12 protein-coding genes, 1 tRNA gene and 1 pseudogene are annotated in these 12,465 nt (G+C 46.2%); 12 read left to right on the top strand and 2 right to left on the bottom strand.

Annotation, left to right across the window (positions count from 1 at the left end; genetic code table 11):
* Positions 1-58 precede the first annotated feature (58 nt).
* On the top strand, positions 59-1,000 hold the full coding sequence (locus tag NHB35_RS03740) for a CysB family HTH-type transcriptional regulator (protein WP_353433063.1): 942 nt from the start codon (positions 59-61) through the stop codon (positions 998-1,000).
* A gap of 63 nt (positions 1,001-1,063) precedes the next feature.
* Here the strand turns inward: NHB35_RS03740 and NHB35_RS03735 are convergent.
* A tRNA-Leu gene (locus NHB35_RS03735) sits at positions 1,064-1,148 on the bottom strand.
* A 152-nt stretch (positions 1,149-1,300) separates the two neighbouring features.
* Between NHB35_RS03735 and NHB35_RS03730 the strand changes: the two genes are divergently transcribed.
* The 8 genes and pseudogenes from NHB35_RS03730 (at position 1,301) to rng (ending at position 7,971) form a co-directional block, all read left to right on the top strand.
* On the top strand, positions 1,301-2,020 hold the full coding sequence (locus tag NHB35_RS03730) for a YebC/PmpR family DNA-binding transcriptional regulator (RefSeq protein ID WP_353433062.1): 720 nt from the start codon (positions 1,301-1,303) through the stop codon (positions 2,018-2,020).
* Between the two features lie 44 nt (positions 2,021-2,064).
* Positions 2,065-3,342 (top strand): phosphoribosylamine--glycine ligase, encoded by a 1,278-nt coding sequence (gene purD, locus NHB35_RS03725; protein ID WP_353433061.1) that lies wholly within the window; start codon positions 2,065-2,067, stop codon positions 3,340-3,342.
* A gap of 46 nt (positions 3,343-3,388) precedes the next feature.
* On the top strand, positions 3,389-4,300 hold the full coding sequence (gene hemF, locus NHB35_RS03720; protein ID WP_353433383.1) for an oxygen-dependent coproporphyrinogen oxidase: 912 nt from the start codon (positions 3,389-3,391) through the stop codon (positions 4,298-4,300).
* Positions 4,297-4,998 (top strand): nicotinate (nicotinamide) nucleotide adenylyltransferase, encoded by a 702-nt coding sequence (nadD, locus tag NHB35_RS03715; protein WP_353433060.1) that lies wholly within the window; start codon positions 4,297-4,299, stop codon positions 4,996-4,998. The genes hemF and nadD overlap by 4 nt, the downstream gene beginning before the upstream one ends.
* 40 nt (positions 4,999-5,038) lie before the next feature.
* Positions 5,039-5,422, top strand: a pseudogene (gene rsfS / locus NHB35_RS03710) (ribosome silencing factor); the annotation flags it as partial.
* Between the two features lie 17 nt (positions 5,423-5,439).
* Positions 5,440-5,883, top strand: a complete 444-nt coding sequence (gene rlmH / locus NHB35_RS03705; protein ID WP_353433059.1) for a 23S rRNA (pseudouridine(1915)-N(3))-methyltransferase RlmH — start codon at positions 5,440-5,442, stop codon at positions 5,881-5,883.
* Positions 5,884-5,887: 4 nt separating this feature from the next.
* Positions 5,888-6,511, top strand: a complete 624-nt coding sequence (locus NHB35_RS03700; protein ID WP_353433058.1) for a Maf family protein — start codon at positions 5,888-5,890, stop codon at positions 6,509-6,511.
* A complete protein-coding gene (gene rng / locus NHB35_RS03695) occupies positions 6,508-7,971 on the top strand; it encodes a ribonuclease G (protein WP_353433057.1) in 1,464 nt (487 codons plus the stop codon). The genes NHB35_RS03700 and rng overlap by 4 nt, the downstream gene beginning before the upstream one ends.
* Before the next feature lie 12 nt (positions 7,972-7,983).
* On the opposite strand, the gene msbA is transcribed toward rng, so the two are convergent.
* On the bottom strand, positions 7,984-9,747 hold the full coding sequence (gene msbA / locus NHB35_RS03690) for a lipid A export permease/ATP-binding protein MsbA (protein WP_353433056.1): 1,764 nt from the start codon (positions 9,745-9,747) through the stop codon (positions 7,984-7,986).
* Positions 9,748-9,757: 10 nt separating this feature from the next.
* Between msbA and NHB35_RS03685 the strand changes: the two genes are divergently transcribed.
* The 3 genes from NHB35_RS03685 to NHB35_RS03675 are packed head-to-tail and all read left to right on the top strand — an operon-like array spanning position 9,758 to position 12,452.
* Complete coding sequence (locus NHB35_RS03685) at positions 9,758-10,519, top strand: glycosyltransferase family 2 protein (protein ID WP_353433055.1); 762 nt, start codon at positions 9,758-9,760, stop codon at positions 10,517-10,519.
* On the top strand, positions 10,516-11,295 hold the full coding sequence (locus NHB35_RS03680) for a glycosyltransferase family 2 protein (protein WP_353433054.1): 780 nt from the start codon (positions 10,516-10,518) through the stop codon (positions 11,293-11,295). The genes NHB35_RS03685 and NHB35_RS03680 overlap by 4 nt, the downstream gene beginning before the upstream one ends.
* A gap of 11 nt (positions 11,296-11,306) precedes the next feature.
* A complete protein-coding gene (locus NHB35_RS03675; protein WP_353433053.1) occupies positions 11,307-12,452 on the top strand; it encodes a glycosyltransferase family 9 protein in 1,146 nt (381 codons plus the stop codon).
* Positions 12,453-12,465 lie beyond the last annotated feature (13 nt).

Below are 12,465 nucleotides of genomic sequence, written 5' to 3'. Positions count from 1 at the left end.
AATTCATATAGAATTTGATTCCTATATCTTTGTAGATATATAGATAGGAGTTGTCCCCATGAATTTGCATCAATTTCGCTTTGTCCGGGAAGCCGTTCGTCAGAACTTTAATTTGACTGCAGCGGCTAAAGCCCTCTTCACCTCACAACCTGGCGTATCGAAAGCCATCATTGAACTTGAGGATGAACTCGGCGTTGAAATTTTCCGCAGGCACGGCAAACGTATTCGCTCGCTTACCGAACCTGGCAAGCGCATTCTGGTTTCCATCGAGCGAATTCTGGATGAAGTGGAAACCTTGAAGCGCGTTGGCAAAGATTTCGCCAGTCAAGATCAAGGCAACTTCGTCATTGCGACTACGCATACGCAAGCACGCTACGCATTACCCAAGGTACTAACAGAATTTACTAAACGCTTTCCAAAAGTGCGTGTCAGCATTCAACAAGGTAGCCCTGGACAAATTGCCGAACTTCTCATCCATGATCGTGCAGATATCGCAATTGCAACCGAAGGTATTGCAAACACGCCTGGAGTACTTGCCCTGCCTGGATACCAATGGCAACACGTTGTCATGGTTCCGCTCAGTCACCCTTTGTTAAATCAATCTACTGTTACTTTAGAAGAAATCGCAAAGTATCCCATCATTACCTATGACAAAGCCTTTGCTGGTCGAACGAAAATTGATGCGGCATTTGCTCAGCGTGGCATCACACCGGACATTATTCTGGAAGCGATTGATGCTGACGTAATTAAGACTTACGTTGAAGCGGGCATGGGAATAGGCATTGTTGCTGGGCACGCGTACGACACAGACAGAGATCGCAATCTTAAAGTGATTAACGTGGGTCACTTATTTGGAAACAACGTCTCCCATATTGGCGTTAAACAAGGTGCTTATCTGCGATCTTTTGTGTATACCTTCATTGAATTATTCTCACCAACACTCACCAAGAAAATTGTTGAGCAGGCTTTGAATGAAAAGGCGGATACCTACGAGATCTAATTGCAGATCCAGTCGCTCACAACACTTATTGGAAGAACTTGGATTTGAACTAAGTTCAATAGTTGGTGCCTCGGGGCGGACTCGAACCGCCACGCCTTGCGGCACCGGATTTTGAGTCCGGCACGTCTACCAATTCCATCACCGAGGCAGGTGTTTGCAGTGGAAATTCTGCTTAATTAGCTAAATTGCTACAGTTAAGACATGAGAGTGTAACAAAAATTGCCTACCAGCCCCCTACCTTGCATTCAGATCCCCTTAAAATAGGGTCTTATAGCCAAATAATGTAAAGGACTTACCCGTATGGCCGGCCATTCGAAATGGGCCAATATTCAGCACCGCAAAGGACGTCAAGACGAAAAACGCGGCAAGATTTGGACCAAGCTCATCAAGGAAATTACTGTCGCCGCTAAGTTAGGCGGTGGTGATATCTCCACTAACCCCCGATTACGACTTGCCATCGATAAGGCAAAAGATGCCAATATGCCTAATGACAACGTGCAAAGAGCAGTAGCTCGCGGCACTGGCTCATTAGAAGGTGTTAACTATGAAGAAATCCGTTATGAGGGTTATGGCATTAATGGCGCAGCGGTGATCGTAGACTGTTTAACAGATAACCGCACTCGCACTGTAGCTGAGGTTCGTCACGCTTTTAATAAAAATGGCGGCAATATGGGCACCGAAGGCTCTGTTGCCTTCTTGTTTAAGCATTGCGGTCAAATGCTATTCGCACCGGGTACAAATGAAGATCAACTCATGGAAGTTGCATTAGATGCTGGTGCTGATGATGTGATAAGCCATGACGATGGGTCTTTTGAGGTACTCACACCCGTGCCTGATTTTCCGAAAGTGCAAGATGCCATTAGCAAGGCAGGATTAAAAGCTGAGCTGGCTACGATTGCAATGCGTCCTGAAACAGAGATCGCACTCGAAGGTGAACAAGCCGAAAGCATGCAAAAGTTGCTGGATGCGCTTGAGAACCTAGATGATGTGCAAGAAGTTTTTACGAACGCCGCTTTATAACCTTCGCTCTATAACTTTATTTATTCTTTTTTATCTTCGCCATTATGAAAATTCTTCTTGTTGGATCCGGTGGACGTGAACACGCATTAGCTTGGAAGTTGGCCCAATCACCACAGGTGCAAACTGTTTATGTGGCTCCAGGTAATGGTGGCACAGCCACCGCAACGCAAACTGCGGCTGGCATTAAAAATCTTCCGATTACAGGCCTTCAAGAATTAGCTGACTTTGCTAAACGGGAAAAAATTCATCTCACTGTAGTTGGCCCAGAGGCACCACTAGCAGCTGGCATTGTGGATGTATTTCGCAACAATGGCTTACGCATTTTTGGCCCTACACAATTAGCTGCCCAACTGGAATCCTCAAAAGACTTTTCTAAAGCTTTTATGAAACGTCATGGCATTCCAACTGCTGACTACCAAACATTCTCTAACGCATTAGAAGCGCATGCTTATATTGACGCTAAAGGCGCGCCGATCGTAATTAAAGCCGATGGTTTGGCGGCAGGCAAAGGCGTGGTTGTTGCCATGAGTCTTGAAGAGGCGCATGCAGCAGTAGATATGATTTTAGCTGATAACAAATTAGGCAATGCTGGCGCACGTGTGGTGATTGAAGAGTTCCTCACTGGTGAAGAAGCTAGCTTCATTGTTTTAGTTGATGGAAAAAATGTTCTTGCGCTAGCAAGCAGTCAAGATCATAAGCGTCTATTAGACGCCGACCAAGGTCCAAATACTGGCGGCATGGGGGCTTACTCTCCTGCCCCCGTAGTTAGCCCTGAAATTCATGCGCGCGCCCTGCGTGAAGTAATCATGCCAACGGTTAAAGGTATGGAGGCGGATGGTCTGCCATACACGGGATTCCTCTATGCAGGACTCATGATTACGCCTGATGGAAAAATCAAAACCCTTGAGTTCAATTGCCGCATGGGTGACCCTGAAACCCAACCAATCATGGCTCGCTTGCGTAGCGATCTTGTAAACGCTCTTGATCATGCCGTTGATGGCAAGTTAAATGAGGTCGAACTGGAATGGGATCGCCGCACGGCACTTGGAGTAGTGCTCGCAGCCCATAACTATCCAGATACCCCACGTAATGGTGATGTCATTACCGGCATTCCAGCAGATACCGATGATCAAATCACCTTCCATGCCGGCACTAAATTACAAGACGGCAAAGTAGTGACCTCTGGCGGGCGTGTGCTTTGTGTTGTTGGTTTAGCAGATACCGTTAAAGGTGCTCAGCAAAAAGCTTATGACGCAATTAGCAAAATCCAGTTTGATGGCATGCAATACCGCAAAGATATTGGCTACCGCGCTATTAAGTAATAACTTCAGATAGAGATTTGATCTTTTGTCAGCAGAACAAACCCAAATTGATATAGCAGCCCTCAAGAATTATTTTCTTGGGCTACAAGAGCGCATCACTAGCGCGATGAGTGCGCTCGATGGCAAACCCTTTATTGCCGATGAATGGCATAAGCCTGAAGATGGCAAGCTCAAAGGATATGGTCGTACCTGCATCCTAGATGGCGGCAATATTCTAGAAAAAGGTGGCGTGGGCTTCTCCCACGTTCGTGGTGATCAGATGCCCCCTTCTGCATCCCATCACCGCCCAGAAGTAGCTGGTCGCAGCTTTGAGGCCATGGGGGTCTCTTTAGTCTTTCACCCCAATAACCCTAAAGTGCCGACTACGCACATGAACGTGCGTTGCTTTATTGCTGGGGCACCTGATAAGGAGCCTGTGTGGTGGTTTGGCGGTGGTTTTGACTTAACGCCTTACTATGGCGTTGATGAAGATTGCAGACACTTTCATCAAACGGCTAAAGATGCACTAGATCCTTTTGGAGACTCGCTCTATCCTCGCTTTAAGAAATGGTGCGATGAATACTTTTACTTAAAGCATCGTGAAGAACCCCGTGGCATTGGCGGTGTATTTTTTGATGACTTTAATGAGTTAGGTTTTGAGAAAAGCTTTGCAATGACTCGCGCAGTCGGTGATGCGTTTATCAACGCCTACCTACCCATTGTGGAGAGGCGTTATAAAGACTCTTTTACTGCCGAAGAAAAGTCATTCCAAGAATATCGCCGTGGTCGCTATGTGGAATACAACCTCATCTTTGATCGTGGCACTATCTTTGGTCTGCATTCTGGTGGGCGTACTGAATCTATCTTGATGTCGATGCCGCCAGTGGTGCAGTGGCGTTACAACTGGCATCCAGAGCCAGGCACGCCCGAGGCCAAGCTCTATGACTATTACCTCAAACCACGTGATTGGTTAGCTTGAGCACTACAGAAATCAGTTCTCGTAAACGCATCGGTATTTTGGGTGGTACCTTTGACCCGCCTCATGTAGGTCATTTAAAGCTTGCAACGCATTTTGCAAAACTTTTTCATCTTGACGCTCTGTTATTTGTGCCTAGCGGAGAGCCGTGGCAAAAAGGTACCGGCATTACTTCTGCGCAGACTCGCTATCAATTAACTGAGGCCGCTGGCATCGATCTAGCGAGAGCATTTCTGTATCTGAAGATTCCGACTCAAATTGGGATTGATCGAATTGAAATCGATCGCGTAGGGCCAAGTTATGCGATTGATACTGTCAAGGCATTAAGAGATCGATTTGGCAGTGATGCCAGCCTCATTTGGTTGATGGGTGCCGATTCACTAAATTCGCTCCCAAGCTGGAATTCTTGGAATGAGCTGCCAAATTATGTGAATTTCGCTGTGGCAAGCAGACCCCATCATGAACTCGAGACAAATGGAAACGCCAAAGTAAAAGAATTGCTCCTCAATCACCAAACCATGGATCCGAGTGCCCTTGAAAACCAAGCATTTGGCCTCATCTATATTGATGAAACACTAGCAGTAGATCTTTCTTCAACCAAGCTGAGAGAACAGCTTAAAACTGCTCGTAATTCGATTGAGGCTGAAGCCATTCCATCTCAAACCCTCAAGCTCATTCACAATTTAGGCTTGTATCAGTAATCAAGCTAAGATCGCACACAACAGTAGAATAATTAACGATATGGACTTAAAAAAATTACAGCGCGTGATCATTGATGCCTTAGAAGATGTAAAGGCGCAAGATATCCGCGTATATGACACCACCAAACTGAGCGAACTATTTGATCGCGTCATTATTGCGACCGGTTCAAGCAATCGCCAAACTCGATCTTTGGCCATGTCTGTCAAAGAAGAGGTGAATGCCAAAGGCGGCGAAGTGATCTCGATTGAAGGCCTAGAGACTGGTGAATGGGTATTGGTGGATTGCGGCGATATCGTAGTACATATTTTGCAACCGATGTTGCGCTCCTACTATCAGCTGGAAGGTATGTGGGGTGCCAAACCCGTGCGTGTGAAATTGGCTGGTGACAAAGGTCTTGTTAAAGCAAGCGAGCCTGACGAAGAGTAATTTGCATCCTGCCAATGCGTTTAAACATTGTTTCTGTTGGTCACAAAATGCCAGACTGGGTTGCTACCGCAACACAGGATTACATCAAACGCATGCCCGCCGATTGCAGTATTGACATTAAAGAAATTAAACCAGATCTCACTCCTGCTAAAGAAGCCGTAAAGATTATGGCGGCGATTCCAAAGGGGTCACGCATCATAGCTTTAGATGAGCGGGGCAAAGATCAAACTACACAGAACTTAGCTACTCAATTGGCCAATTGGCGCCAAGAAGGTTTTGACATCACATTCCTGATTGGCGGTGCCGATGGCTTAGATGCCGACCTCAAAAAGAACGCACAAGCCATGTGGAGACTATCTAGCTTAACAATGCCTCATGCAATGGCAAGAGTCCTCCTTGTTGAACAACTCTATCGCGCCTGGACCATTCTGCAAGGCCACCCCTACCATCGAGAGTAAATTTTTGAGTGACTTTATCTACCTCGCCTCACAAAGCCCTAGACGCCAAGAACTCTTAAAGCAAATTGGGGTGCGCTATGAAATGTTGCTTCCCACACCTGATGAAGATTCCGAGAGTATTGAAACTCCACTGCCCCATGAAAAAGCACGTGACTATGTCAAACGCGTCACATTAGCAAAAGCCTCATTAGCGCTCGTACGATGGAAAAAGAGTGGTTTACCTTGGGCACCTATTCTCTGTGCCGATACCACGGTGAGCCTGCCAAATCATCCTGATGGTGAAATCTTAGGAAAACCTATTAATGCGGATGATGCCTACCGAATTCTAAAAATGCTGAGCGGTAAAACCCATGAAGTATTAACGGCTATTGCCCTCATCAGCAATCCAAAAGAAACACCAAATTGCGTGGTCCAGATTTCAGAAGTGGAATTCGCGAATATCTCCTCGGCACAAATTAATGCCTATATTGCCAGCCAAGAGCCTTTTGGCAAGGCTGGCGCCTACGGCATCCAAGGCAGCTCTAGCGCATTTATCGCCAAGATCAATGGGAGTTATAGCGGTATCATGGGGCTTCCGCTCTATGAAACCGCCCAACTACTAGATCACGCGCGAATTACCCGTATATGAATGAAGAAATTCTAATTAATATCACCCCGCAAGAAACGCGCGTTGCACTCATTCAACAAGGTGCGGTTCAAGAACTGCAGATTGAGCGCACCCGTCAAAGGGGTATTGTTGGCAATATCTATCTAGCGAAGGTTGTTCGAGTTCTACCAGGCATGCAATCTGCCTTTATCGAAATCGGTCTTGAGCGCACTGCGTTTATGCATGTGGCAGACATCACCCAAAACAATCCGCAGGCTCAAATTGAGAAGTTATTGTTTGAAGGTCAAACCTTGTTAGTGCAAGTCTTAAAAGATCCACTTGGCACCAAGGGTGCTCGTCTAACCACCCAACTGAGCATTGCTGGTCGCAATCTCGTTTACCTGCCCCCAGCAGGCACTGATGTCGCCACCGAGAAATATATTGGCGTATCTCAACGTATCGACCAACCAGAGGAACGCGAGGCAATCAAAGCGCGTTTAGCAGGTTTAATGGCAGAAGATGAAAAAGGTGGAATTATCGTGCGCACCAGCGCCCAAGATGCCACCGATACTGAATTACAGCACGATATGCATTACCTCAGAACTACCTGGGAAAGCATTCGTGAGGCCATGAAGCACAAGGCTGCACCAAGTCTTTTATATCAAGATCTCAGTCTTGCAGAACGCGTATTGCGCGATGTTGCTGGCGAGGAAACGACTCAAATTCGGGTGGACTCAGCAGAGAATTTTGAAAAACTCAAAGGCTTTGCCAATCTGTATATGCCCAACCTTTTGAGTAAATTAACTCTGCATCGTGGTGAACGCGCCCTCTTTGATTTATTCGATGTCGATGCTGAAATCAATAAAGCACTTGGTCGCAGAGTGGACCTCAAGTCTGGCGGCTACCTCATGATTGATCAGACAGAGTCCATGACAACGATTGATGTGAATACTGGTAGTTATGTTGGCGCCCGTAATTTAGACGACACTGTCTTTAAAACCAATCTGGAGGCTGCCCAAGCAATTGCGCGTCAATTACGCTTACGTAACCTTGGCGGCATCATCATCATCGACTTCATAGACATGATCAGCAAAGATCATCAAGAAGCAGTTCTAAATGAATTAAAACGCAATCTTGAGCGAGACCACGCCCGCACCTCAGTAAGCGATTTCTCTGCCTTAGGTTTGGTAGAGATGACACGCAAACGCACCCGTGAGTCACTGGCTCATATTACCTGCGAGCCCTGCCCCACTTGCACGGGCAAAGGCGAGATTAAAACTGCGCAGACGATCTGCTATGAGATTTTGCGAGAAATTGTGCGTGAGCACCGGCAATTTAATCCACGTGAATTTAGGATCGTGGCCGCACCCGATGTGATTGATCTTTTCTTGGAAGAAGAAAATCAATTTTTAGCGCAGCTAGGTGACTTTATTGGCAAACCAATCACCCTCCAAGCAGAAGGTAGCTTTCGCCAAGAACAGTACGATATCGTTCTGAGTTAGTTCTATGACGTATTACGCGTTCGCAAACTGAATGCGATGGAGATTAGCGTATAAACCGTCTTGCTTGATCAACTCTTCGTGTGAGCCATTCTCCACAATACGTCCATGCTCAAGTACCACGATACGATCTGCATGCTCAATCGTTGAAAGTCGATGGGCAATCACTAAAGTAGTTCTGCCTGCCATCAAGCGCTCTAAGGCATCTTGCACCTGACGCTCTGACTCTGAGTCTAAAGCAGAGGTAGCCTCATCCAAAATCAAGATAGGCGCATTCTTATAGATTGCCCTAGCAATGGCTAGGCGCTGGCGTTGTCCGCCAGATAGGCGGTTGCCGTTATCCCCCACCAAGGAATCAATACCGTCTGGAAGCTCACGAATCATGGCACTCAGATTGGCAGCCTCCAAAGCCTCCATGACACGTCCACGATCAATGCCCTTTTCATTAGTAGCGCCGTAAGCTACGTTAGCCGCAATCGTGTCATTAAACAAAATCACATCCTGACTTACAAATGCCATTTGTTTTCTGACATCAGCAAGGACGATATCTTCCAAAGGATGATCATCCAAATAAATATGCCCGCTAGTGGGCTTAAAGAAGCGTGGCAATAAATTGACTAAGGTTGACTTGCCTCCACCCGAGGGTCCAACAAAGGCGACGATTTCACCGGGCTTGATGTCGAGATTAATGTTACTGAGGGCATCCTTGCGGCCTTGCTCTTGTTGATAAGAGAAGCCTACATTTTCAAATCGGATTGCGCCTTTAGCTTTATCTAAAGAACGCATATTCAGGCGACGCTCTTCCGCCTCTTCAAATGGCTGATCCATTAAACCAAAAATCATCTCAGCTGCGGTAAGCCCGCGTTGCAATGGCTGATTGATATCTGCCAAATGCTTTAAAGGAGAAATCACCAACATCATCGCCGTAATAAAGGCAGCGAACCCACCAACGGTAGTCCCTTCTGTGGCAGACTGCATCAATGCGATCACCAAAACGATTGATAAGGCCATTGAGGCAATTAACTGGGTAATTGGCTGGTTTAAACCCCCTGCGACTGCAGACTTTAAAGCAAATTGACGTAAACGCTCAGCCTTTTGCATAAAGCGATTCATTTCATATTCATGCGCACCATGAACCTTCACAATTTTGTAACCAGCAGCAGACTCTTCTACGATGTATGCCAACTCGCTTGTTAAGTTTTGTTGCTCTCGGTTGAGCGATCTCAAGCGTCGATTAATCTTGCTCATAATGAAAGCAATGACTGGGAAGATAAATAAGACAACAAGTGTTAACTTCCAGTTCAGATAAATCAGATATCCCATCAAACCAACCACTGTTAATGAGTCTCGTACCAAACTAATTAACATGCCACCCATAATTGACAGCACATTATTGACTTCAAACACTACTGCATTGATTAAGCTCGATGCAGAATTTTTCTGAAAGAATGTTGTGCTGGCATGCAGCAATGTCTGGAACATTTGTTCACGGAGTTTGAGGAGAACCGCATTGATCACGCGGGTCAGCAAATAGTTTGATAAGAATTGCGCCAAACTTCGTACCAAAGCCAATCCAACCAAAAACACTGGCACTTGCCAGAGCTTGCTGTTGAGCTGACCAGTGAAGCCACGGTCTAATAAGGGCTTCATCAGAGCGGGTATAGATGTCTCGGCAGCAGCAACCACCGCCATAGCCAGTAAAGAACCCACAATCAGCCCAATATGGGGTTTTAGGTAGGTAATTAAGCGATTTAGTGCGGTACGGTCTTGAGCATTCATATAATGAATTATGCCCACCTTATCCGCCATACTCATCACCCGCAACGAAGAGGCCAATTTAGAGGACTGTCTAGCCTCCCTGGATGGGATTGCCCAGCAGATCGTGGTGCTTGACACCAATAGCACCGACCGCACCCTGGAAATCGCCCAAAAACACGGCGCTACCATCGCCCAACCCCCAGATTGGCCTGGTTTTGGTCCTCAAAAGAACCGAGCCTTAGATTTAGCCACGGGCGACTGGATTCTCTCACTAGATGCCGATGAGCGCCTAACGCCAGCCTTGAGATCGGAGATCTTGACCGCTATTCACCATAGCGCCCATGTGGATTGCTTTGCCATCCCTAGACTATCCTGGTATTGTGGCCGATTTATACGCCACTCGGGGTGGTCGCCAGATTATGTTGACCGTTTATTCAAACGGGGGACTGCTCGCTTTTCCGATGATTTAGTCCATGAGAGACTGATTCCGAATGGCTCAGTTGCCAAATTAGAAAACCCCATGCTGCATTACAGCTTTATGAATTACTCTCAAGTACTACAAAAGCTGGATCGTTACTCAACGGCCTCAGCCGAACAAGCATTTGCCAAAGGCAAAACTAGCAGCCCCTTAAAAGCGGTATTGCATGGTGTTTGGGCTTTTATACGCACTTACTTTATTCGCGCTGGATTCTTAGATGGTAGCCAGGGATTTGCACTAGCTATCTCTAATAGCCAAGGCACCTACTACCGCTATATCAAGCTGTGGCACCTCAATCAGGAAGCGCGTAAATGATTTCGATTTTGTTGGCCACTTACAACTGGCCACAAGCGCTAAAGCTTTGCCTCCAATCCCTAGAAACTCAAACAGATCGAGATTTTGAAATCATCATTGCTGATGATGGCTCTACCAGTAGCACCAAAGATCTTATCGATACCTTTAAGGCGCAATCGAGTCTTCCGATCACCCATTTGTGGCAAGAAGATCAGGGTTTTCGTAAAGCCAAAATCCTAAATCAAGCAATTGAAAATGCCAAGGGAGATTACTTAGTATTTTTGGATGGCGACTGCATTGTTCAACCGGACTTTGTGGCGCAACATCGCGCTCTTTCGCAAAAGGGATTTCTCGTAACCGGCAGTCGGGTTTTGTTGAATGAGCAATTAACGCGCGAGCTAACAGATTCTGATAGCTGGAATTACAAAGCATTCCAATCCCATCTTTTGCGATATCGCTTTGCTGGTCAGATCAATAAATACTGGCCGCTCAAAATTAAACTGGGTGATGGTCATTGGCGCATCTATAAAAAATTTGTGTGGCGACGTATTAAGGGTTGCAATATGGCTTGTTGGAAAGCTGATGCTCAGGCAATTGGCGGCTTTGATGAAACCATGACTGGTTGGGGTCATGAGGACGCAGACTTTGTTTTCCGCTTGCAGCATAACCATATCAAAAGAAAATCGGGATCATGGGCAACAGAAGTGCTTCATCTCTTCCACAAAATACATGATCAAAGTAATGCTGCTGAGAATGCCCGTCGAGTTCGTGAAAAAATTCTTGCTAAGGCCCTCTGAATACAAACGCTATGAAGTCCTTTTCTAACTTCAAACCGAAAAAAGTATTATTTATTGCCACTCGGCAAATTGGTGACGTACTTGTCACGACCCCATTAATTAGCAAAGCACGAGAGCTCTGGCCTGAGGCAGAGTTTCATTTTCTGGGCTACAAGGGCAAGATGGATATGCTTAAAGGCAATCCAGATATTGGGCAAATCATTGAGACATCGGATCGCCCTGGCTTTGCCGAATATCTCTCATTATTTAATCGCCTTTTTCAACGCTATGACCTCGCATTTGTTACTCAACCTAGCGATAGAGCCTATCTATATGGCTTAGTTGCAGCCTTTCGTAGGGTTGGCGTCCTTGGAGGGCATCCTCAGGGTAAGCAAAGTGCATCTGGAGATAGAGTCCAGCAACAAAATGCCTGGAAGAAATTTATTTCAATGCATACGATTAATGTCGATTATTTCAATCAACATGTCATTACTGAAAAATTACGTTTGCTTGAAGCATTCGTTAAGGAGCCATCTCAATTATTTTCAAAGCCCATTAATGTCACTCCACCCGTTGGTGAAGCATTAACCCCCGTCATTACCAGTCAACTCACACAATCCTATGTAGTTTTGCATCCCGGCCCACTGACAGCCTATAAACGTTGGCCACTGGCGCATTGGCAAGCACTCATCACTCATTTAGTTCAGCGTGGACTTCAAGTGGTTCTTAGTGCATCCCCTGCTAAACAAGATTTACAACTCAACCACGATATTCTGTCTTTGCTGAACGATGACGTACGTACTCAGGTAATTGATACCGCAGGTAAGCTCTCCATCCCACAAGCTGGCTCCCTACTCAGAAATGCAGTGTTATTTATTGGGGTTGATACATCCATTACCCATTTAGCTGCAGCTTGCAATATCCCCACAATTACCTTATTTGGGGCTACACCGCCCACCAACTTTGGCCCTTGGCCCAATGGCTTTATTGGCAAACAACCCTATCAATTACGTGCCCGCACCCAAACGGTTGGCAATATTACGATCTTGCAAGGCCCCGGGGAATGCGTTCCATGTCGTAAAGCAGGTTGCTTAGATCGCGCTGACAGCAATAGTGAGTGTCTTGACTTGCTAGAGCCCAATCAAGTGATTGCCGCAGTAGAAAAAATCTTAGGTTAAAGTAATTCAGCCT

The organism is Polynucleobacter sp. MWH-UH23A (assembly GCF_040409805.1).
Lineage (GTDB): Bacteria > Pseudomonadota > Gammaproteobacteria > Burkholderiales > Burkholderiaceae > Polynucleobacter.
This window is presented reverse-complemented; position numbering and strand designations above follow the sequence as displayed.

What these genes read in the sequence shown, in the direction of transcription:
- msbA (WP_353433056.1), bottom strand. Translation starts at nt 9,747, where the DNA reads ATGAATGCTCAAGACCGTACCGCACTAAATCGCTTAATTACCTACCTA.
- NHB35_RS03680 (WP_353433054.1), top strand. Translation starts at nt 10,516, where the DNA reads ATGATTTCGATTTTGTTGGCCACTTACAACTGGCCACAAGCGCTAAAG.
- purD (WP_353433061.1), top strand. Translation starts at nt 2,065, where the DNA reads ATGAAAATTCTTCTTGTTGGATCCGGTGGACGTGAACACGCATTAGCT.
- rlmH (WP_353433059.1), top strand. Translation starts at nt 5,440, where the DNA reads ATGCGTTTAAACATTGTTTCTGTTGGTCACAAAATGCCAGACTGGGTT.
- NHB35_RS03730 (WP_353433062.1), top strand. Translation starts at nt 1,301, where the DNA reads ATGGCCGGCCATTCGAAATGGGCCAATATTCAGCACCGCAAAGGACGT.
- NHB35_RS03740 (WP_353433063.1), top strand. Translation starts at nt 59, where the DNA reads ATGAATTTGCATCAATTTCGCTTTGTCCGGGAAGCCGTTCGTCAGAAC.
- rng (WP_353433057.1), top strand. Translation starts at nt 6,508, where the DNA reads ATGAATGAAGAAATTCTAATTAATATCACCCCGCAAGAAACGCGCGTT.
- NHB35_RS03675 (WP_353433053.1), top strand. Translation starts at nt 11,307, where the DNA reads ATGAAGTCCTTTTCTAACTTCAAACCGAAAAAAGTATTATTTATTGCC.
- NHB35_RS03685 (WP_353433055.1), top strand. Translation starts at nt 9,758, where the DNA reads ATGCCCACCTTATCCGCCATACTCATCACCCGCAACGAAGAGGCCAAT.